17 protein-coding genes and 1 pseudogene are annotated in these 21,525 nt (G+C 42.0%); 10 read left to right on the top strand and 8 right to left on the bottom strand.

Annotated elements, in window-relative coordinates; all coding sequences use genetic code 11:
* Positions 1-711: 711 nt before the first annotated feature.
* Entirely contained in the window at positions 712-3,195 is a 2,484-nt protein-coding gene (locus GNF10_RS24415; RefSeq protein ID WP_185580285.1) for a VIT domain-containing protein, read from the bottom strand.
* Between the two features lie 212 nt (positions 3,196-3,407).
* Here GNF10_RS24415 and GNF10_RS24420 point away from each other — a divergent pair, with 212 nt between their 5' ends.
* The 6 genes and pseudogenes from GNF10_RS24420 to GNF10_RS24445 all read left to right on the top strand — a co-directional run bounded on the left by GNF10_RS24420 (position 3,408) and on the right by GNF10_RS24445 (position 7,156).
* Entirely contained in the window at positions 3,408-3,941 is a 534-nt protein-coding gene (locus tag GNF10_RS24420) for a hypothetical protein (protein WP_185580286.1), read from the top strand.
* 11 nt (positions 3,942-3,952) lie between these two features.
* Positions 3,953-4,393 carry a hypothetical protein gene (locus tag GNF10_RS24425; protein WP_185580287.1) on the top strand — a complete coding sequence of 147 codons (441 nt, stop codon included), beginning with the start codon at positions 3,953-3,955 and terminating at the stop codon, positions 4,391-4,393.
* An 11-nt stretch (positions 4,394-4,404) separates the two neighbouring features.
* A complete protein-coding gene (locus GNF10_RS24430) occupies positions 4,405-4,854 on the top strand; it encodes an HNH endonuclease (RefSeq protein WP_185580288.1) in 450 nt (149 codons plus the stop codon).
* A gap of 148 nt (positions 4,855-5,002) precedes the next feature.
* Positions 5,003-5,245, top strand: a complete 243-nt coding sequence (locus tag GNF10_RS24435; protein ID WP_185580289.1) for a hypothetical protein — start codon at positions 5,003-5,005, stop codon at positions 5,243-5,245.
* Positions 5,242-5,607: pseudogene (locus tag GNF10_RS24440) on the top strand (type II toxin-antitoxin system VapC family toxin). The gene GNF10_RS24435 and the pseudogene GNF10_RS24440 overlap by 4 nt, the downstream one beginning before the upstream one ends.
* A 43-nt stretch (positions 5,608-5,650) precedes the next feature.
* Entirely contained in the window at positions 5,651-7,156 is a 1,506-nt protein-coding gene (locus GNF10_RS24445) for an NB-ARC domain-containing protein (protein ID WP_185580290.1), read from the top strand.
* A 19-nt stretch (positions 7,157-7,175) separates the two neighbouring features.
* Here the strand turns inward: GNF10_RS24445 and GNF10_RS24450 are convergent, their stop codons facing one another.
* The 4 genes from GNF10_RS24450 to GNF10_RS24465 all read right to left on the bottom strand — a co-directional run bounded on the left by GNF10_RS24450 (position 7,176) and on the right by GNF10_RS24465 (position 10,701).
* Positions 7,176-7,880 carry a DevA family ABC transporter ATP-binding protein gene (locus GNF10_RS24450; protein ID WP_185580291.1) on the bottom strand — a complete coding sequence of 235 codons (705 nt, stop codon included), beginning with the start codon at positions 7,878-7,880 and terminating at the stop codon, positions 7,176-7,178.
* A gap of 68 nt (positions 7,881-7,948) precedes the next feature.
* Complete coding sequence (gene devC / locus GNF10_RS24455) at positions 7,949-9,124, bottom strand: ABC transporter permease DevC (protein ID WP_185580292.1); 1,176 nt, start codon at positions 9,122-9,124, stop codon at positions 7,949-7,951.
* Positions 9,121-10,428 carry an HlyD family efflux transporter periplasmic adaptor subunit gene (locus GNF10_RS24460; protein WP_185580293.1) on the bottom strand — a complete coding sequence of 436 codons (1,308 nt, stop codon included), beginning with the start codon at positions 10,426-10,428 and terminating at the stop codon, positions 9,121-9,123. The genes devC and GNF10_RS24460 overlap by 4 nt, the downstream gene beginning before the upstream one ends.
* A gap of 105 nt (positions 10,429-10,533) precedes the next feature.
* Entirely contained in the window at positions 10,534-10,701 is a 168-nt protein-coding gene (locus tag GNF10_RS24465; protein WP_185580294.1) for a hypothetical protein, read from the bottom strand.
* A gap of 36 nt (positions 10,702-10,737) precedes the next feature.
* On the opposite strand from GNF10_RS24465, the gene GNF10_RS24470 reads away from it, so the two are divergent.
* Positions 10,738-11,352 (top strand): TetR/AcrR family transcriptional regulator, encoded by a 615-nt coding sequence (locus GNF10_RS24470; RefSeq protein WP_185580295.1) that lies wholly within the window; start codon positions 10,738-10,740, stop codon positions 11,350-11,352.
* Positions 11,353-11,532: 180 nt separating this feature from the next.
* Here the strand turns inward: GNF10_RS24470 and infC are convergent, their stop codons facing one another.
* Positions 11,533-12,021 carry a translation initiation factor IF-3 gene (infC, locus tag GNF10_RS24475; RefSeq protein ID WP_083782417.1) on the bottom strand — a complete coding sequence of 163 codons (489 nt, stop codon included), beginning with the start codon at positions 12,019-12,021 and terminating at the stop codon, positions 11,533-11,535.
* A gap of 237 nt (positions 12,022-12,258) precedes the next feature.
* On the opposite strand from infC, the gene GNF10_RS24480 reads away from it, so the two are divergent.
* A complete protein-coding gene (locus GNF10_RS24480) occupies positions 12,259-13,590 on the top strand; it encodes a DEAD/DEAH box helicase (protein WP_185580296.1) in 1,332 nt (443 codons plus the stop codon).
* Between the two features lie 336 nt (positions 13,591-13,926).
* Here the strand turns inward: GNF10_RS24480 and GNF10_RS24485 are convergent, their stop codons facing one another.
* Both GNF10_RS24485 and GNF10_RS24490 read right to left on the bottom strand, forming a co-directional pair.
* Positions 13,927-15,141: a DUF790 family protein gene (locus tag GNF10_RS24485; protein ID WP_185580297.1), complete on the bottom strand. Its 1,215-nt coding sequence runs from the start codon at positions 15,139-15,141 to the stop codon at positions 13,927-13,929.
* Positions 15,071-16,672 (bottom strand): DEAD/DEAH box helicase, encoded by a 1,602-nt coding sequence (locus tag GNF10_RS24490; RefSeq protein ID WP_185580298.1) that lies wholly within the window; start codon positions 16,670-16,672, stop codon positions 15,071-15,073. Before GNF10_RS24490 ends, GNF10_RS24485 begins: the two co-directional genes overlap by 71 nt.
* Positions 16,673-16,808: 136 nt before the next feature.
* Here GNF10_RS24490 and GNF10_RS24495 point away from each other — a divergent pair, with 136 nt between their 5' ends.
* Positions 16,809-18,110 (top strand): adenylate/guanylate cyclase domain-containing protein, encoded by a 1,302-nt coding sequence (locus GNF10_RS24495; RefSeq protein ID WP_185580299.1) that lies wholly within the window; start codon positions 16,809-16,811, stop codon positions 18,108-18,110.
* A gap of 270 nt (positions 18,111-18,380) precedes the next feature.
* Positions 18,381-21,500, top strand: coding sequence for a PAS domain S-box protein (locus tag GNF10_RS24500; protein WP_185580300.1), 3,120 nt, complete (start codon positions 18,381-18,383; stop codon positions 21,498-21,500).
* The last annotated feature ends 25 nt before the right edge of the window (positions 21,501-21,525 follow it).

The raw sequence follows: 21,525 nt of genomic DNA on the forward strand, positions 1-21,525 counted from the left end.
TTATTGATAAAAGTGTACAAACTATTGCACCAAGCATATAAACCATAGACGTGTCAGCATCTTTTAAAAATAGAATATAAAACATAGATAAAACTACAAAAATAAGTACTGTTATTTTTAACATAAAACTTAACAATTTCAACCATAACTACGAAGAAAATACATCAGAAGTATGCCTTACGTTTTTTGAAATTGTTGCTTGCACAAAAATATTCCAATTTTTAATAGCATTTAAGACTTCAGTATGGAGAAATTATTTAATCTCTATTCTTAATATATTTCTGAAGTGAGTGTTTACCTGATTTTAATTATGACAGTTTTTTTTGTGGTAGTAACTAATCTAGACAAAAGTACTTATATCAAGTACTTTTGCTTAAAAAAACTGTTTCAAAAATCTGAGCCAATTTTGTTGATGAATATTTTTCACTCTTCTTACTTCTTTGAATTTAGAGTATGTCATCAACCAAGCGGTAGCATAAGTAACTTATCTTACATTACCACTTAGCTCGACTTTATCCATTTTTTGACAACATTCAAGCTGACGCTGAAACCTTTGTAAGACAGTAGCTTTACTTTTTCGATTTCAGCGTTGCCAAAAAGCTAAGGCTTTTGCTCTATAAGGAGAACCAAATTCTTAATTTTGGATAAAGTCGAGTTTTGCCTACGCCAACCCTTTTAGCGATCGCTCTCCACTATATTATAAAGGAGCAATTACGGTTGAATCCGAAGTGTTAACAGCACAGTACTGGTGAGGGACTGGGAGGGTAGCCAAGCCAAAAGCGATCGCCTAATTAATTCAATCACCGTCTGTTCCTTCAGCGATGAAGCCTGCTCATCCAACAGCAACTGTCTCACCCGTCCCTGGCTAAGTTGGAATTCAAACACTAAATCACCACTAAAACCTCTAGGGAGTTGAATTGCTTGCAAGTATTGAGTCAACAGAAAAATCATCTGCTGATTCAATCCCGTCACGCTCACAACCTGTAAACGAGGAACAGAAGATTCTTCTTCGTCTAAGGCTTTTGAATCTTCCAATTGTGGCATCGAGCTTTCGGAAACTGAGAACAGGCTATCAAGATTACTAAAATCATCATCATCTGCAAATCCAATTTCTAGCTCTGACGCTGGAATATCGCGTTCCATCGCTAATGACTCCATTTCTTCAAACCGTTGCATCGGTTTTGCTGGTGCAGACATTGGGGATGGTGGTGGTAATACAGACATTGGGGATAATACAGGTGGTGCAGATTGTTTCTTTGCTTCCCTGCGACTCTTTGCCATTCCACCGCCAGGAGCAGTACCAAAAGTTACGTTACTAAAAATACCTTCATGACTGATTGCTTCAGGTATTTCTACAGGTACTTGCACAGATATGAAATCCTGGTTGGGATTGACTCTGATATCATCGCTGACGGCAACAAAAGCGGTATATTGTGATAACAGTTGATAAGTCAGAGCCGTATCTGTGACTGCTTCCACGCCTCCCTTTGTGTCGCCACTCACCATTTGATTCATTAAATCCTTGATGCGGGAACGTCCCCAAAGTTGAGCAATCGCAGGATTGCCTGTTTGTGGAAAATTCAGATAAAAACTGTGCTGATAACGCCTATCACCCGCAGCAATGCCAGTGATGTGTAACTTTCCAGAATGCGCGTCTGGTTTGCGTCCAAATAGCACTAATGGTTGCTCTGCAAATAAATCTGGTGGTGTAGAAGGATACATAATTGGGTATTCACCATTACCCTCCCATTGCAATTGAATATTGGCGAGGACTGGATTATTTATTTGGCGGAAGAATTTTTCTACCACTTCATCTACTGGTTCATCATGACGAATAATCCGAGCAATACCCCGTCCTAATTCTGCAATCCGATTGAGTAAGAAACGATTTACTGAACTACCTGCACCAAAGCTATGAAGGCGGGTTCCTGGCTGGAGACGCTGTTTAACTTCTGCTAAGATTTGGTTTTCGTTACCGATATAGCCATCAGTTAGTAAAACAATATTTCGCAAGCGTCCCGCATTTGTGGCTTTTAAATTTAAGACGGTGCGAATACCGCCTAACATCTCGGTTCCACCGCCAGCGTTTAAGCGATTGATATAGTTGATTGCTAATAAACGATTTGCAGAAGTATTGGGAAGAGGAACGGGTGAAAGTTGCTGTGTGGTATCGGAAAAATCAATAATGTTAAAGGTGTCGTCAGGGTTGAGTCCATTGATAAAACGACGCATCAATTCTTGACATTGCATCAGTGGTTCGCCACTTTGAGAACCGGAGGAGTCGATGAGAAACACCATATCTTTGGCGACAATCTCATCAGGACGGTACTCAAAGGCGGGAATCAGGTATAGTGCGAAGTGTCCACCCCGTTCATCAGCTTGAGTCAGCGTGGTTGTTTGAATGTTATTACTGGCAACTTGGTAGCGTAAAATTAGGTCTTTGTTGGGTATAGTGTCTCCACCTCCTAACTTGACATTCACCAACTGTCCTTCACGGATGATTTGGATTTGGTGAGAGGGTGAGTTAATATCCTGAATCTCAACACCAGCATTAATTTCGATGGTGACATTAATATCATGGCTTGAGCGCATTCCTGCTGGCAAAATGGGAGCGTTTAAGCGGGAAGCATCTGGAACTAAATCGGTATCTTGATTTAAAGTCATGGGTGCAATGGCTGAACCACCCCCGACTGCATCTTCTGCGATGGTGATTCCGGGAATGTAACGGGGGCCAACAACCATTGGGAAGACAAATTCATAATTTCCTCCCTCAAATTTTAGGCTGTCGCTGTAGCGAATAATCACATCGATTTGTTCACCTGGCTTGATGTTTGCCAGAGATTGGGTAAAGATATTGTCTCGTTCTTGTTCGAGGAGTCCGGCTGTCTGTCCTTGTTTTCTGGCTTGTTCGTAAATGGCTACAGCTTCTTGACGTTTTTTGATGCTGCCTTGAATTGTGCGATCGCCTATGCGAATCAGCATATCATCAACGGCGGCTTCATCGGGTAAGGGGAAGATATAAACGGCTTCTAGGGTGGTAGTAAAGGGATTTTCAAAGCTTTGGGTAACTTCCACCCGTGAGATGTTACCAGCGATTTTGGCTTTTACTTCAGTGTGTTTGAGGGGAAAAGCAATCTGTTGGCTGGAGTTTTGCAGATATAAACCACTGGTTTGTTGTTCTAGGGTTTGAATCATAATCTTTACCTGACGCTTTTGTTTGCTGTCTCTAGCGTAGGTGTGTTTTTCTGAGAGATATGCTCAGTTTTATGCTCACTTGATGCTCAGTAGTAGGTTCACTAGTAAATAATGATTTTCGGTAAAATTGCCAGTCTAGTTACTGCATACGTGTTTTATACTAAAAAAACGTAATCTAAATTACATTACCCATACCCTATAAACTTAGAACAGTGAATAAGTCACAAGCTATTAAGCTACTTGCAGGTGAAGGATGGACAATAAAAGATGCTGAACGTGCATTAGAGAAAATTGACTTTAAGACTAATCCTGACGAAATTACTATTCGTAGAGCTATTTCACATTTTGCTGGTTCTGAATTAATCAATCGTCAGCGTCTTCAAGCTGCTCAGAAAGGTTTGGTAACGAAGAAAACAAATGAGCTTGAGCGGAAAGAAAAGGAATATGCTGCGGAAATTGATCAGCTTATAAATTATCAAAGACAGGAAAGGGATAAACGCGAAAATGAAATTCAAAGCTCATACGATAAAAATAATCTTGTAGAAGATAGGCTCAAAGCTATAACTTCTCAAAATAAGGATTTGATTGTTGTAAATGAGCGACTAATGAAAGACAATAAAACCTTAAAAAACTTAATTGATGAAATCAGACTAAAACTAGCTATAAATACCAAGAGAATTCTCCAGTATGAAGACAGCGAAATTCGGAAAGCAGTAATTCACTTATTCAAATCTACACTGGGTTAAAAAACAACTCTATGACTGAGCGTAAAACTAAAAAAGCAATTTTCAATGGTATGAGCTACCGCGATACTCAGCGTGTTAACTCAAAAAATAGAAACAAGCTGAAGCAAGAAGATATACACTGGCTAAAAGCAGAAGGTTACAAGAATGTTGGATGGAATAATGCTATCAGTCTTTATCATAAAATAAAGGAGTTTTTAGATAAATATCAATTCGATGAGTTGACACTTGAAGAATTATTTTTAGAAGCAGACCGAATTGGAAATAAATATTTTACTGCTCAAGAAATACAAGAAAGTAATCAGAGGTTAGCTAAAGAAGTGAATGAAATTGCAGAAGAGATAGATAAGCAGTTTCCTGATACAGAAATAGAATTTATTGATTTTGGTAATAAAACAAAAAAAACATATAGGAAGCAAAATAATCAAAAGTCATACAGAACTGTCAAATATTAGGGGAAAGTCCAATGAACCTGGAAGAAAAAGAACTGAATGAATTATTTAAAATTGCAGATAAAATTGGTAGCAAGCGCTATCATAAACTAACTCATCAAGATTTTGAAAATTATAGAAAATTCGATTACTGGCGATATGTTAATGGTGATTATGAGTGTGGTACAACACAAGAAAGTAAAAATTGGGTGAGAGATAATTCAGACTGTTACTGTCCAATTTGTGGGGACAAGTATTCTGAAAAGGGTGGTAAAACAATAGATCATAAGCTTCCTAGATCGCAGTATCCCTGGTTATCAATGGAATTCAAGAATTTCTGGGTCATTTGTCAGACGTGTAACCAAGAAAAGGGTGAGATGCACTGGTATGAGTATGAGCATTATATATTTGTTCGCTATCCTGATTTTTATCTTGGTGTAAAAGTTGCACGTCCTAGTCAGTTGCTTCAGTCTCTCAAAGAATAAAAAATCTCGGCTCATTTCGTTGAAGGAATAATTGCCGCTTTTTATGCACCTACGAAAAATTATTAACCAATCCAATATCGAATTTATAGTTTTTTTGTAGCTAGAATTGGTTATTAGAATTGTTTGGCAATACTTTAGGAGTTGAAATATGAATGCTCACAAGATAAAAATCGTATTAACTGAAGATGGAACCCTGACGCTACAGGGTTTACCTTTTCATGCAGGCGACGCTGTGGAAGTGATTATTCTGGAAGCGAAAACTCCAGATAACCAAGTAGCACTAAAACCCCAATCAGATACAAATATTTATCCTTTGCACGATACACAGCCATACTATTATGAAGATCCAACTGAACCTGTAGCAGTGGAAGATTGGGAAGCTTTGCAATGATTGTACTTGATACTCATATCTGGGTTTGGTGGGTGCAGAACGATTCACGACTGACTCAAAAACAGCAATAATGGTTACAAGATTACGAATCTGACGGTTTAGGAATCAGCATTCTTTCTTGCTGGGAAGTAGCGAAATTAGTAGAGAAAAAGCGGCTAATTTTGCCTGTAGATATTGATAAATGGCTAGAAGCTGCTTTAGCTTATCCGGGAGTACAACTATTAAATTTGTCTTTGCCAATAATAGTTGATTCAACTCAATTAAATGGATTCCATAGCGACCCATTCGATCAAATGATTGTGGCTACAGCAAGATTTTATAATTGTATTTTATTAACTGCTGATGCTAAAATTCTTAATTAACCTGATGTGCAAACGCTCAAATAGTGAATTATAAAGTTGATGTATGTCAAACTCGCTGAAAGCATCAACAGCAGGACTCGCAATTATAGAAAAATCCCGCCAACGTCTAGGTTGGACAAAAACTAGCACCGCACGCTGGTGGCAAGATGCCCATACCTCTAGAGCTACTTTACGCCGATTTTGGCAAGGCGATCGCATTCAGCGAGAAATCTTCATCGCTATCTGTCAAGCTGTTGGTATTGGGAACTGGGAAGCGATCGCAGAATTATCCAATGCAGACTTAGAATCTGCTGTAGTTATCCCCACACCTTACTTAGATTGCAATGAAGCACCCGATCTCGAAAGCTTCTATGGACGAAATCAGGAATTGGCACAATTAGAAGAATGGATAACTAGCCAAAAATGTAAATTCGTCACTATTAACGGTATAGCCGGTATTGGCAAAACCGCTCTAGCACTGGCTTTAGTAGATCGCATTCAGTCAAAATTTGATTGTTTAATTTGGAAGTCTCTGCAAACTTCCCCATCTCTGATTTCTCTGCTGAATAGCCTGCTAAATTCTTTTGAGGAAGGTGTTGTGCAGAATATCCAACAAGGTACGGCACAACTCATCCAGCAGTTACAAAAACGTCGCTGTCTGTTGGTATTGGATGGATTAGAGGCTATTTTCTCGCAGCCAGAAAACCTCAGCTATAGTCAATTTATCCAACAGCTAAGTCGAGAACGGCATCAAAGCTGTATTCTGATTAGCAACCGCGAACAACCAAAGAATATCGAAATTAATACAAAAACATCTCGCTGTTTAAATCTCAAAGGGTTGCCAAAAACAGAGGCTAGAGAATTATTACAATCAAGGGGATTTACAGGCAAAGAACTAGGGTTATCAGCATTAATTCAACTTTATCGCGGTAATCCCTTGGCGCTGAAACTGGTAACACCCTTGATTCAGTCTGTATTTGGGGGGAATGTTGTTGCTTTTTTAAGTCAGAATACTTTAATTGTAGGCGATCGCTTGCGTGTGATTCTCAAACAGCAATTTGAGCAACTTTCCGGCTTAGAGCAAGATATTCTCTACTGGTTGGCTATTTGGCAAGAACCTGTGTCATTCTCTCGATTGCAAACCCATTTACTGATATCCGTTGACCCAGCGATGGTTTTAGAGGGCATTGTAGCCTTAGAAAGGCGATCGCTTTTAGAAAAATGGATCAGCGATTATGAACCCTCATTTACATTGCAACCCCTAGTAATGAAAGTGGTGACAGATGAATTGGTAGAACATACTGCTCAAGAAATTTATAAAGTTATGCAGAGTAATGATATTCGTCATTTTCAGATATTGCGAACCCATTGGTTGCTACGACCCGGTACTGACGATATTGCAGGCGATCGCATTTTAACTCAACTTTGGAAAAAGCTTTGGCATTTGTATGGTGCAACTCTTCCACAAATATTTAATCAGATTCTATTGTTGTTAAATGGTCAATCTCCTTTGGCAATCGGTTACATCAAGAGTAATGTTGCGATCCTCTCAGGAATAGAATCAGTTTAATAAAAAACAACCAGCATAACTAACCGGCTGCAACAACAGCACCGTCATTTACTAATTTGCCATCTTCCATATAGACAATGCGATCGGCAATATCTAGAATGCGGTTGTCATGAGTAACTAAGAGAATGGTACAATTTTGCTCTTTAGCTAGTTTTTGCATCAGGTTGACCACATCTCGACCAGATTTACTATCAAGGGCGGCGGTGGGTTCATCTGCTAAGACAATTTTAGGACGACCTACCAACGCACGAGCGATCGCTACTCTTTGTTTTTGTCCACCTGATAAATCATCAGGATAATAATTGAGGCGCTCTCCTAATCCTACTTCCTCCAACATTTGGGCTGAACGGGTTTTCATTTCTGGTTGCGAAATATTTTTGTGCAATTCCAAGCCCATTCTGACGTTTTGCAGCGCACTCAGGCTACCGTGCAAATTGTGCGCTTGAAAAATATAACCGTTACTGCGTCGCGCCTGGGTGAGCCGTGCTGCGTTAGCGCCACAAAGTTCTTGTTCCAAAACCTGCAAACTGCCGGATTGGGCAGAACGCAAGCCGCCTACTAAGGTGAGAAGTGTAGTTTTACCAGAACCAGAAGGACCAGTCATAATAATAATTTCGCCAGCGTTAATATCTAGGTTGATATCAAAGAGAACTTGCTTGCGAAGTTGACCATGACCAAAGTAATGGTCGAGATTTTTAACAGAGATGACGGGTTGACTACTCATAAATAGCTTGATTACTCGTGATGCTCGTCATTATGTCCTTTGCAAATGACCCATGACAAATGACAAATTTAAAACATATCTGCGGGGTCGGCGGACTGTAATTTTCGGGTGGCGATCGCACCAGAAATTACACACATAATCATAGTTAAAGTTAATACCGTTAATGCCCGCCCTACGGTCATATACAGTGGTAAATTAGTGGCATTACGAGTTAAATGATAAAGTCCTAATGGTGCGATCGCTCCTGGGATAAAGCCCAAGATTGCCAAAATTATCGCCTCTTCAAACACCACACCTAATAAGTAGAGATTGTTATATCCCATTGCTTTGAAAGTGGCGTATTCTTTAATGTGGGAATTCACATCTGTAGAAAGAACTTGATAGACGATAATCACGCCTACCATAAAGCCCATTGCTACACCCAGGCTGAAGATAAATCCAATAGCAGTATTTGTTTTCCAGTAATTTATTTCAAATTCGATAAATTCTGCTTGAGTTAAAACTTTGACATCATCATCTAAATGAGCTTCTAAAGCTTCTTTCATCTGTTTTGGGTCATAGCCTGGTTGCAGCTGTACCAAACCGAGACTGACACTGCTGGCTTCTCGTCTGGGAAATAGTCTCAGAAAGTTCTGGTCGCTGGTGATTAAAGTACCATCTGCTATGAAGGAAGCCCCAACTGAAAATAAGCCGCTAATGGTAATTGTCCGCCGTTCTATTTCGGTTGTGACAGTTTTACCTTGTTCAATATTGGCGATCGCTTCATTGTAATCTCCTCTAGAGGCGCGATCAAAGAGAACGGTATCTGGTAGCTTCACAGCATCTACCTGGCGATTCACATCTGCTAAGTTAAACACTTGCTGATCGGGATTGAACCCCATAACTAATATTGTCGTCTTCAGTTGTGTTTGGGGATTTTTCCAATCAACAATGTTGACATACATTCCTTCTGCTGACTTTACACCTGGTACATCCATTGCTTGATACAACCGCCGCCGCGTAAAATTAGACATATTTGCTAGGTTACGTGCTTGGGGGCTGATGACAAACATATCAGCCTGCATACTGCGATGCAGGATTGTGTTACTTTCAAACAAAGCAGTCTGAAACCCTAGCTGCATAAACATCAGAACATCGGCAAAGGCAATGCCTGACAATGCTACCAAAAGACGACCTTTTTCATGACTTAGTTGCAGCCATCCTAAAGGTGTTCGCCGCCGTAGTTGCTGGATAAATCCAATCACAGTTCAATTACCGCCTTGACTTGCAAATTAGTGAAGCTAGAAGCATTTTGGCTAGATAGTTTATTTAGTTGCACATGGACTTCCACAACTCTGGCATCAATATTGCTAGAGGGATCGGTGTTGATCAGATTTTGCCGCTTTACCTGCATACCAACCCAATCCACTCTTCCCTCTAATTCATTGCGTAGGGAATCACTACTTACCCGCACATCCTGTCCCGGACGCACTCTCTTGATATCACTTTGGTAGACTTCTACTACTGCATACATCTGGTCGGTTTGACCTAGAGCCACAATTCCTTCATCGCCAACAGTTTCTCCGGCTCGTGTATTAATCTCCAAAATTCGACCGGCTTTAGGAGCCACAACATAAGCTTGCGCCAGTTCTGCTCTAATTTTATCCGCCGTGGCTTGAGCGCTCTCTATCTCTGCTTGTGCGTTTGCTATATCTGTTGGACGGACTTCAGCAGTTTGATTCAAGTTAGCTTTTGCTTCGTTAATCTGCTGTTGCAAGCTGGCGAGGGTTTGATCCTGGTTAGCTTTTGCTTCGTTAAGCTGCTGTTGTAGGGTAGCCACAGTTCTTGTCTGAGTAGCTTGGCTTTCAATTAACGCTTGAGTCGAAGTTTCTGCACTTAAGCGTCTGCTATCAACTTCCTGGCTAGAAATTGCTCCTGCTTTATATAAAGTCTCGTAGCGCTGTACCTCAGCTTGGGCATTACGTCTCTCGGCTGCTACACGAGCCACTGTTGCTTGCAAACTCCGTTGTTGCCCAAGGAGTTCTGCTTCTATACGGTTAATTGTGGCTTGTTGGGTTTTAATATTTCCTTCTAGTTCTACTTGCAAACGATTCACGCTAGCTTGACGCGCTCCAATTTCTCCCTGTTTTGCTCCAGCTTTTACCTGGTTAAGGCGAGATTTGGCAACTTGAACTTGTTTTTGTGCTTCACCTAAAGTCGCTTGGAGGCGATCGCGGTTGTCCATAATCGCAATTACCTGCCCAGCTTTGATAGAATCGCCTTCTTTCACCAATAGTTGCTCTACGCGATTTCCTTCATTAGAAGAAGGCGCTGATAGTTTTATGACTTCTCCCTTTGGTTCCAACCGCCCTAAAGCTGTGACTGTTTTTACCACAGGCTGAACTGCTACTGGTGTTTTTTGTTTTTCATTAGCTGTAGCCTGAAACTTTATCAGCGCATAAACACTGATTCCGCCTATTGCTAGAGCTGTAATTATTGCAAGTAGAATAGGCGATCGCACAAGATTCTGAGAAGACCTTAAACCCTCTGAATTCCTGTTTTGCTCCATACTATTATTCCCCTTACCACCAGTAGCAACTTGTACTAAACTGTACAGTTCAATTCATGCTAAACTAAACGGACTAGTTTAGTCAAGATGATACAACTAAACTTGTCAATCAGTTGGCTCGATATTATGTAGTGAAATGGTATTCATTCCTGCTCCCTGCTCCCTGCTCCCTGCTCCCTGCTCCCTGCTCCCTGCTCCCTGCTCCCTGCTCCCTGCTCCCTGCTCCCTGCTGCCTTCAATTTCGCCATTTTCTACTGGGGCATTTTGCAGCATCTATTAATATTGTTTGTAAGAAAGGATAATTAATAAATGGTACGCATCAAAACTGACGAAGTTGATCGAGACAATTCCGTTGATAAAGTAGAGCAAATTCTGCAAGGGGCAATGCAAGAGTTTCTCCAAAATGGCTATGCTGGAACCAGCATGGATCGGGTAGCAGTAGCAGCAGGTGTTTCTAAAGCGACAGTCTACAGCCACTTTCAAGATAAAGAAGGACTTTTTAAAGTACTGTTAGAGCAACTGACAAGCAAAAAGAACAACTCAATTTTTGGCACAGAACCGATTGAGGGAGAACCAGCCACCATACTGCGCCAGGTAGCAACCAAAGCATTAGAGCAGATGCTTAAGGACAAAGAACATAGTGCATTTATGCGAGTATTAATTGGGGAATCTGGGCGTTTTCCTGAGTTAGCTCAAATTTGTGTTCGGGTGATGATTAAGCCAGTAGCGGAAACTCTCACTCAGTACTTGGCGGCTCCAGAACTAAAAATACCTGATCCAGAGGCAACAGCAAGAATTCTCTTAGGGGCATTGGTGCATTTTCACATTACTCAAAATGTGATGCATGGACAGGACATTGTGCCAATGGAAAGCGATCGCTTGATTGATGCGTTGACACACCTAATCACTAAATGCGCCGATTGATTGGCTATGTCCTATTCTTAGCTGATGGAGTGCTGTTGCCTATCCTCTGGCTTTTTTGGTTTGTTAGCTTTGAGCTAAAATCCCACGGCTTGATCTGAAAACGAGCAATAGCAATGTTTTCATAGCCGTGGGAGTTTTAAAAGCTGGCACAAATACATCCTCCAGCGATCGCAAGATTAACTAGGCAGGAATGACTTGAACAATTAGTGAGCGTTTATCCAGTGACTGGATTTTACCTACTTGACTGAGGTCTTTTGCAATTCTGTCTAGCAGTTCTCCTGCTTGGTCACGATATTGATGTTCTCGGCCTCGTAAACGAATGGCAAACTTCACCGAATCGCCTTTACTCAACCACCCAACTGCTTTTTCAATACGTAAATTGTAATCAGCCACACCCACGTTTAAACCGAAACGAACTTCTTTTACCGTAGGTCTAGCACTCTGGCTCTGACGTTTTTTCTTTTGATACTGAAGCTTGCCATAATTCAGGATTTTGGCGATTGGGGCCTCTTTGCCTTGAGAGACTACAACCAAGTCAAGCTCTAAGCTCTCGGCTAACTGTAGCGCCTCATTGGTGTCGATTAGACCACGATTGTTATTCTCATGGTCAATCAAGAAGACATGAGGTGACTTGATTTGTGAATTAATCAGTTGCTTTTGGATTGCGATAACGAATTTCTCCTAATTGTTCAATACTTTATATTCCAAGTAATGCTAATTTAACACAACACTGAATCAGAGCAACTTTAACCACACAATGGGCTACATTCTGTTAGAATGTGGGACTGTGGCACTCGCTCTTCAGTCTTTGCGTTACTGCCCATCCAGCCTTTCAAGACTTTTTTATCCGTCCGCCTAAGACTGACGCCGCCATTGGCGACAGGCCGATGTTACTTTTGGAGTTTTATGAATTTTTCTACTCTCGGCTTGTCCAATGAAATTATCCGTGCGGTTACAGAGCGAGGCTACACCGAACCTACGCCAATTCAGATACAGTCGATTCCTGCCGTCTTATCGGGTAGCGATTTACTAGCTGGGGCACAAACTGGCACTGGAAAAACCGCTAGTTTTACCCTACCGCTTCTACATCGGTTATCGTCCGAGAAGAACGTCAAAGTTACATCTAATGGATACCGCCCGATCCGGGCACTGATTCTCACCCCGACTCGTGAACTCGCCGCCCAAGTGGAAGAAAGCGTGCGCGAGTATGGCAAATACTTGCAGCTAAACTCGATGGTGATGTTTGGCGGAGTCGGTATTAATCTGCAAAAACAGCGTTTGAAGAACCGAGTAGATATTTTGGTGGCTACTCCAGGGCGACTGCTGGATCACGTACAGCAGGGCACGCTGAACCTTTCACATATTGAAGTTTTAGTTCTAGATGAAGCAGATCGGATGCTGGACATGGGCTTTATCCATGATATCCGCCGCATCCTTGCGCTTTTGCCCAAAAAGCGACAAAATTTGCTATTCTTCGCTACTTTTTCGGACAAAATTAAAGCACTAGCCGCCGGACTACTCAATAATCCGAAGATGATTGAGGTGGCACGCCGCAACGTCACCGCCGAGACAATCGCCCAAAAAATTTACCAAGTAGACCGTGACAAGAAACGCCAATTACTTGCTCACCTAATTCGGCGAGATAATTGGTATCAAGTGCTAGTGTTTACTCGTACCAAGTATGGCGCTGACCGTTTAGTTAAGCAGTTGGGTGAAGACCGCATACAAGCACTGGCAATCCACGGGAATAAGAGCCAACCGGTACGTACCAATGCTCTGGCAAAGTTCAAGAATGGTAGCTTACAGGTATTGGTGGCGACAGACATTGCTGCTAGAGGTCTTGACATCAGCGAACTACCCCATGTAGTTAACTTCGATCTACCTAATGTACCAGAAGATTATGTTCATCGCATTGGGCGAACTGGTCGTGCTGGCGCATCAGGTGAAGCCGTATCGCTGGTGTGCGTCGATGAATACAGTCTATTGACAGATATCGAAAAACTGATTGAGCAGCGTTTGCCAAGGGAAGTAGTGGATGGCTTTGGCCCTAATCTCGATATAACGGCCGAACCAATCCCCAATGGACGGCAACACAGACCCAAATCTGGAGGTGAAAAGCGATCGCCTCGGACTCCTAAACCGTTACCACGGACATCGGTTAAACGTAAAGCAGCGCCACCCGCGACTAATGGCGAGAAGCCTGGGGCTCGTTCGTCCGCATCGCGTCGTTCTAAGTAGGGACTAGTGGTCTGTCTCATTAATTCTGAAGGGTTATCAGAAAAATGGGTCTAAAACCCTGTGCTTCCAGCACGGTTTTAAAGTAATGAGTAAGGTGTAATGAGTAATGAGTGGATGAAAAACGGGTATTTACTCATTACTTGTTACTTATTACTCCAGAATCACCGACCGTTCACGGGGGTAAGGATGTCAAAAAAGTTCGTTGTAAGGACTTTAGTCCTTGATTTGAGCGATAAATCGCTCACTACAAACCTAGCAAAATTAATGCGATAGACCATTAGTGGTTCATGTCATTATTCTGATAGGTCAGGGTGGTGAGATCCCCGACTTCTTTAATCAATCCATTACAGCTAAGACAGCTTTCGGCAACAACTTATCTTTAAACCAAACAATTCTGGCGGGGACATCATCTAATTTTACTCCCGCCTTTTCTAAATTAAGTCGTTCAGAAATTGCCAAAATTAAGTCATCGCGTCCAGCCCGCCGCACCTGAGAAAATTTCTTTTGTAAATATTCTGGCCGCCAATAACCAACAATTTCTAATAAGAAAGTGCGTCCATCGGAATGCACTAAGCGAAAATCGGGAATCATCACACTACCGGGAATTGGGATTAAATCAACTTCTCGCTCTAATGCCCAACCGCTTTTCAAAGCATCCCACTTATCAGCAAAGGATGCTTCTAACATACTATCGTAAGGCTTTCCAGGTGGATAATGGGATACTAAACCACATTCAGAATTGAGGGTGAAACGTCCAGTTTTCCAAGCATTTGTATAAGCATCGCGGGTTTGGAGAATCGACGAAAGACTCCATTTAGTAACGTGAAGTAAAGCGGGAATAAGTTTAGCGATCGCTAACCCATATCGTGTACTAGGATTAAACAGACTCGTCGGCCCGTCTATCGTAATTGTAAACCCGTGGTCAGCATCACCTTCAATATAAGCCATCAATTGAAACAACTTCAGATAGCGAAATAACAGCTTATATTCACCCGGAACATTCCGATGAGCATTTAACACCAGTTGACTGGCCTTATAAAATACACCCTGTACCTGAGATAAGTTATATCGATTTAACACATCTGGCGCTGTTGGTGCATCAAAAACAGTCAAAATCTTATTTTCAGATAAATCAGCATATAGTCCATTCCGAACCTGTTCTAATAAAACTTCCCGCTCAAGTTCTTGAGTTAACTCATCAGCAATTTTACCCAGAGTAGCTTGTGTCGATTCTCGACTAGAAACCGATTTTGCCGCCAGCGAAAACACCCGTTCTCTTAACATCTGTGGTTCCAAAGGACTAACCACCTCAAAAGTGCAAAAACTGCTTTTGAGAATATAAGCTAATCCCCGCTTCACCCGATAATCTGTAGAATCTCCTTCAAAATCAGTCAGTTGTCGCTCAAGCACACCTTGAGTCTTCCCCACTGCTGATTGAAAATAATTAATTAACTCAATCGCCAACTCCGAAGTTTTTTGATCAATCTTCAGTCTCTTCGGGATAATCTCCTCCCCGTTTTGGCGATGCATCAGTAAGTCTGTCGGTAACATCTGAATTTTGAATTTTAGATTTTGGACTTCCCGTTGAATAATTAATCTCTAACTGTTCCGCAGCCTTCAAACTCCGTTCCTTCCCACTCCCATACACAACCTCTAACTTCCCCTTATTCTCCTCTTCCTCTCTGCGTCCTCCGCGCCTCTGCGGTTCGTTATTCCTCTCCCCTCTTCTTCTAGCCGAAGTCCCCTCTTCACTCGTATCCTCCGCCACCACCTCATACAAAATCGCCTGCTTATTCTCAATATTCCCCTTCCGTAAAATCCTTCCCAATCGCTGAGTATACTCCCTAGCCGAACCCGTCCCCGATAAAATAATCGCAACAGTTGCCGCAGGTACATCAACGCCTTCATTCAACACATGAGAAGCAACCAAAGTATTATATTTACCCTCTCGAAACTTGGTTAATATCTCATGCCGTTCCTTCACAGGAGTTTGATGAGTAATTGCCGGAATTAGCAACTCTTGAGAAATGCGGTAAACCGTGGCATTATCCGCAGTAAAAATCAAAATTCTTGCTGGATAATGTTCTGCCAATAAATTAATCAAAATTCGCAACTTCCCATCAGTCCCCAAAGCGATATCTTTCGCTTCTCGGTGCGCTAGCATCGCCCTACGTCCAGATTGCGATCTAGCACTCATTTGCACGAACATTTGCCAGCCTTGCAGACTCCCCAAAGAAATCTTGGATTGCTTCAAAAAGTCGTTGCGGGTTTGAATGAGTTGATTGTATCTTTCTCGCTCAAGTTGCGATAACTTCACCTTAATTTGGACAATTTCATGTTCTGCTAACGCCTTCCCTGCCAAATCTTCAGCGCGTTTGCGATATACTTCTTCACCAATGAGAATATTTAAATCAGCGTGTTTACCATCAGTGCGTTCCGGTGTTGCAGAGAGTCCCAGACGATAAGGTGCGATCGCATATTCAGCGATAACCCGATTAAAATCTGTCGGTAAATGGTGACATTCATCAAAAACAATCAACGCATATTGATTTCCCAACGTCTCAGCGTGAATTGCTGCACTATCATAAGTTGCAACTAAGATAGCTGTTCTATCCCGCGAACCACCCCCCAGCAATCCCACCTCAGCATCGGGGAAAGCTGCTACTAAGTGTGCATACCACTGATGCATCAAATCTAAAGTTGGCACAACAATTAGCGTTGTGCGCGGCGTTGATTGCATCGCCATTTGCGCTAAATAAGTCTTTCCCGCCGCCGTGGGAAGCACAACCACCCCTTGTCTACCCGCCAGTTTCCAAGCCGCTAGCGCCTCAGTCTGGTGGGGATAGGGTTCCATTTCCAAAGTAGGAACCAAATCTACAGGATAAAATTGCTTGGCCTCATCGATAAAATTCACATCTTCCGCTTGTAGTGCTTCCACTAGCGATCGGTATCTAATTGCTGGAATGCGGAATTTTTCAACTCTATCATCCCACGTCGCATAATCCATCCAACCTTTGCCGCGTGGTGGTGGATGCAAAATTAATGTGCCACGATCAAAATTTAGTGTAGGGGTACGAGCCATTTATGGGGATTGGGGATTGGGAATTGGGATTAGGGAAGAGGTGACAGGTGACAAGTAACAGTGAATAATCTGTACCCTGTAACCTGTACCCTATTCCCTTCTTTAGTCCTTTGATTACTAATAACGCAAAAAGTGCATGATTAATCCAAGCAACTCAGATAAAACTCAACTAGATGCGCTCATTAGTCACGGAATGTCCAATCGGCAAACCAACAATAACCTTGCCGAATCCTATAAAGAACAGCGACAGAGCTTTATACTGAAACGGCTGCAATTGCAGTCACAAATTATGCTGGTAGCTGGCTTGACTTTAATCGCTTTTTTCCTTTGGGCAAATTCATATCTAGAAGCCAAGATATACGCTTTTAAAATTGGGATTGTTGTAGAATTATTCATTCTTCTTTGTTGGGGTTTATGTAAAACTCCTATTGGCCGTCGCCATCCTGACTTAATTTTTTTGAGTTTATGCTGGGCTGTAACTTGTGTTGTCCAAATTGATATAGCTTTGTTGTTTAATAATCTGGAACCTAGAAGCAATATTTGGACTCTGATGTTTCTCACTCAGGCTACAATCATACCAGTTCAATGGTGGATGCATTTAATATCTCAACTCGGAACAATACTTTGCTATTTAACCTTATATCTCTTATATAATCCTATATTGAAGAATCCATCAGATTTTTATGCTGAACAAGGATTATACTTCTTTTGGACTTGCATAATTTGTGTATTTTCTGTATTTTTATACGAACGCTTGCGAAAAAAAGAATTTTATGCACGTAAAGCAATGGAACTGGCGCAGCAAAAATCGGAACGGCTGCTACTAAATATTCTGCCAGGGATGATTGCAGAACAATTAAAACAACAGCCTAGAACTATTGCTGATAGTTTTATGGAAGTTACGGTATTATTTGCCGATATTGTCGGTTTTACAGAGCTTTCAAGTCGTACACCTCCTGCGGAATTAGTCGAGTTATTAAATACAATATTCTGTTTGTTTGACCAATTAGCAGAACTTCACGGGGTAGAGAAAATCAAGACTATTGGCGATGCATATATGGCTGTTGCCGGATTGCCAAATCAGTCTAACGATCATGCTTCAGCAATAGCTAATATGGCGTTGGATATGCAAAATGCTATAGCTATGTTTAATGCAGAAAATAATCAATTATTTAGCCTCCGTATTGGTATTAGTACAGGGCCAGTTGTGGCGGGGGTGATTGGGCTGAAAAAGTTTGCTTACGATCTCTGGGGAGATACAGTAAATACTGCTAGTAGAATGGAATCGCATGGAATAGCCGGTAGTATCCAGGTTTGTGAAGCAACTTATCAGCTTTTAAAAGATAAATACTTATTCGATAAACGAGGCTTAATTCAGGTTAAAGGCAAAGGAGAAATGATGACTTATATCCTAAAAGAAGTTAATTTTAAAAATTAATATAACTATGCTGTTTGACGGATAGAGAGAAATATAAAATATATAATTAGAGCGATAAATCTTAGCTATTTAATCTCTGTTAAAACTAAGCTTTAATCCTTTAGATAGATTCACAGCAAATAATTGCTTTAATGTGTATTATTTCGATGCATAATAAATATTGAGCGATGTCTGACGGGCTGTGACGCTTGCAGACTAGCTAACGCGTCGCATTCTCTAGCTGATTTTGGGAATAATCCTTTAGCTAGCTGCATAAAAGGAGAAGCCACATTGAAAGGAACACGTTCCCTTCTAGCACCCTATGCTGTTGCACTATTGGCTGTTGGTAGCGCATTGCTACTAACACTATTGCTACAGCCACTACTGAAACCAACTATTTTCCTGCTGTTTTTTGCTACCGTGGCGGTTAGTGCTTGGTATGGTGGTATGGAAGCAGGGTTGCTGGCTACTGCTTTGTCTACTTTAAGTGTTAGCTATTTTTTCTTAGAGCCAGTGTTTTCGCTCTCGGTTGCGAGTCTAGACAACATCAGACGGTTAAGCTTGTTTGTCCTGGTGACAACATTCATCAGCTTGCTGAACTCAGAGTTACGCACTGCCAAACAACATCTTCAAATGAGTTTACAGAAGTTAAAAGTGAGTGAGGCAAAGTTTAGAAGGTTGGTAGAGTCCAACATTATTGGGGTAATTGTAGCCAATATGGATGGAGCGATCGCAGAAGCTAATGATGCTTTTTTACGAATGGTAGGTTATTCGCAAGAAGATTTAGTTGCAGGGCGGGTTCGATGGCGCGATATGATCCCACCAAAATATATTGAAGCAAACAACAGTGCGATCGCAGAACTCAAAGCCAAAGGTGTATGTCAGCCTTTTGAGAACGAATACATCCGCAAAGATAACACTCGTGTTCCCATCCTGTTAGGTTCTGCTTTATTAGAAAATAATCCTAACGATATTATCTCTTTTGTCCTGGATTTAAGCGAACGCAAACAGGTAGAGCTTGCCCTATGCCAAAGCGAAGAACGCTACCGCGCATTTTTAGAGCAGAGTTCAGAAGGTATTTGGTGCATTGAACTAGAAGTACCAATTTCGGCGGACTGTCCAGAAGATGAACAAATTCAACATTTTTATCAATATGTTTACTTAGCCGAATGCAACAATGTGATGGCACAGATGTATGGCTGTTCTCGTGCCGAAGAAATTATTAACGCTAGGCTAGGAGATTTTCTCATTCCCTCCGATCCACATAATATTGCATACCTGCGTAATTTTATCCGTTCTAACTACCGATTAATCGATGCAGAGTCTCACGAAATAGATAAGCAAGGTAATTCCAAATATTTTTTGAATAATCTGGTGGGAATTGTCGAAAATGGACTTTTAGTCAGAGCCTGGGGAACTCAACGCGACATCACAGAACGCAAACGAGCAGAAACAGCACTGTGTCAACGAGAAGATGAACTGCGGTTAATTACAAATGCTGTGCCTGTCCAGATTTCTTATGTTGATACTCAGCAGCGTTATCGCTTTAATAACAAGAAATATGAAGACTGGTTTGGACTTGCTGCTTCTGAAATTTATGGTAAACACATTAGAGAAATTCTGGGAGAGTCGGTTTATCAGTCAATTCTTCCTTATGTAGAAGCAGTACTTTCTGGAAAGGAAGTCACTTATGAAACCCAATTACTCCATAAAGATGGCACACACCATTACGTAAATGTAAGTTACGTTCCCCAGTTCAGCGAGCAAGGAAAAGTTAAAGGATTTGTTGCCTTAATCACAGATATTACACTTCACAAGTTAGCGGAGGCAGCACTAAAACAGAGCGAGAAACGGTTAAAGACGCTAACCGAAAAAGTCCGCATAATTCCTTGGGAGGTAAATGCCACTACCGGAAATTTTACTTATATAGGGCCACAAACCGTTGAGATTCTTGGCTATCCATTATCAGACTGGTACATCGATGATTTCTGGCAAAAACACATGCATCCAGAAGATCGCGAGTGGGCTATTCAGTATTGCCAAGAATCTTCTCTATCACTAAATAATTACGAATTTGAATACAGAATGTTGGCTGCTGATGGCAGAGTTGTGTGGCTGTATGACATTGTTAATGTTGTGCGGGATGAGAATGGGCCACAGCTACTACATGGGTTTATGCTCGATATTACCGATCGCAAGCAAGCAGAGCAAGAACGCGAACAACTGCTTGAGCGCGAAAAAGCAGCACGCGCTGATGCAGAATCAGCAAACCGGATGAAGGATGAGTTTCTCGCCACTCTCTCCCACGAACTCCGCACGCCCTTAAACGCCATATTAGGTTGGACGCAGCTACTGAGAAATCGTAAGTTTGATGAGGCTACTACTGCGCGGGCGTTAGAAACAATTGAACGTAACACTAGATCCCTGACGCAACTGATCGAAGATGTCCTAGATGTGTCACGGATTATTAGAGGTACACTTCATCTCAGTATCCATCGGATAAAACTTGTACCACTTGTAGAGGCGGCAATCGATACTGTGCGCCCAGCCGCTGAGGCTAAAGAGATTAACATCAAGTGTAGATTCGATCCTGAAGTTGGGGTAGTTGTGGGTGATACCAACCGCTTGCAACAGGTTGTGTGGAACTTGCTCTCCAACGCCGTCAAATTTACACCCAAAGGCGGAAGAGTGGATGTGCAATTAGAGCGGATTGAATCTTCCGTGCAAATTCGGGTAAGCGATACGGGAGCGGGAATTGCTGCCGAATTCCTCCCCCATGTATTTGAACGCTTTCGTCAAGCTGACAGTTCCAGCACGCGATCGCATGGCGGACTAGGATTAGGGTTAGCGATCGTCCGTCACTTGGTAGAATTACACGGTGGCACAGTCTCTGTCGAAAGTCTAGGAGTTGGACAGGGAGCGACATTCATTGTCAATCTACCGATGAAAGCCGTTTATGTAGAGGCTAATACAGCAGAGCAGCCTTCATCTCTGGTTGATGTCCCAGAGGCTAATAATTACCTGCCGAGATTAGATGACTTGCGAGTGCTAATTGTTGATGATGAGGCAGACGCGCGTCATTTACTCACCACAATTCTGGGACAGTATGGGGCGCAAGTCATAGCAGCAGCATCTGCTTGTGAAGCCCTGCTTGCTTTGCAACAATTTCGCCCCCATATACTGGTGAGTGATATCGGTATGCCACAACAAGATGGCTACGCACTAATTCGTCAAGTGAGGGCGCTACCAACAGATCAAGGAGGGCGGATTCCAGCAGTGGCGCTGACAGCTTATGCTAGGGCAGAAGATCGCACGCAAGCGTTGTTAGCAGGCTTTCAACTCCACGTTCCTAAGCCAGTAAATCCCTCTGAGTTAGCAGTTGTAGTTGCCAACCTCACTGGACGCACTTGAAGAGGCAGGGGGCAGGGAGCAGGGG

Origin of the sequence: Nostoc sp. UCD121, assembly GCF_014222285.1 — a bacterium.
Lineage (GTDB): Bacteria > Cyanobacteriota > Cyanobacteriia > Cyanobacteriales > Nostocaceae > Nostoc.

Bases quoted from the DNA above. Each gene is read 5' to 3' on its own strand.
- GNF10_RS24430 (WP_185580288.1), top strand. From the start codon at position 4,405: ATGAACCTGGAAGAAAAAGAACTGAATGAATTATTTAAAATTGCAGAT.
- GNF10_RS24445 (WP_185580290.1), top strand. From the start codon at position 5,651: ATGTCAAACTCGCTGAAAGCATCAACAGCAGGACTCGCAATTATAGAA.
- GNF10_RS24490 (WP_185580298.1), bottom strand. From the start codon at position 16,672: ATGGCTCGTACCCCTACACTAAATTTTGATCGTGGCACATTAATTTTG.
- GNF10_RS24485 (WP_185580297.1), bottom strand. From the start codon at position 15,141: ATGTTACCGACAGACTTACTGATGCATCGCCAAAACGGGGAGGAGATT.
- GNF10_RS24495 (WP_185580299.1), top strand. From the start codon at position 16,809: ATGATTAATCCAAGCAACTCAGATAAAACTCAACTAGATGCGCTCATT.
- GNF10_RS24480 (WP_185580296.1), top strand. From the start codon at position 12,259: ATGAATTTTTCTACTCTCGGCTTGTCCAATGAAATTATCCGTGCGGTT.
- GNF10_RS24470 (WP_185580295.1), top strand. From the start codon at position 10,738: ATGGTACGCATCAAAACTGACGAAGTTGATCGAGACAATTCCGTTGAT.
- GNF10_RS24425 (WP_185580287.1), top strand. From the start codon at position 3,953: ATGACTGAGCGTAAAACTAAAAAAGCAATTTTCAATGGTATGAGCTAC.
- GNF10_RS24415 (WP_185580285.1), bottom strand. From the start codon at position 3,195: ATGATTCAAACCCTAGAACAACAAACCAGTGGTTTATATCTGCAAAAC.
- GNF10_RS24450 (WP_185580291.1), bottom strand. From the start codon at position 7,880: ATGAGTAGTCAACCCGTCATCTCTGTTAAAAATCTCGACCATTACTTT.
- GNF10_RS24435 (WP_185580289.1), top strand. From the start codon at position 5,003: ATGAATGCTCACAAGATAAAAATCGTATTAACTGAAGATGGAACCCTG.
- GNF10_RS24465 (WP_185580294.1), bottom strand. From the start codon at position 10,701: ATGCTGCAAAATGCCCCAGTAGAAAATGGCGAAATTGAAGGCAGCAGG.
- GNF10_RS24460 (WP_185580293.1), bottom strand. From the start codon at position 10,428: ATGGAGCAAAACAGGAATTCAGAGGGTTTAAGGTCTTCTCAGAATCTT.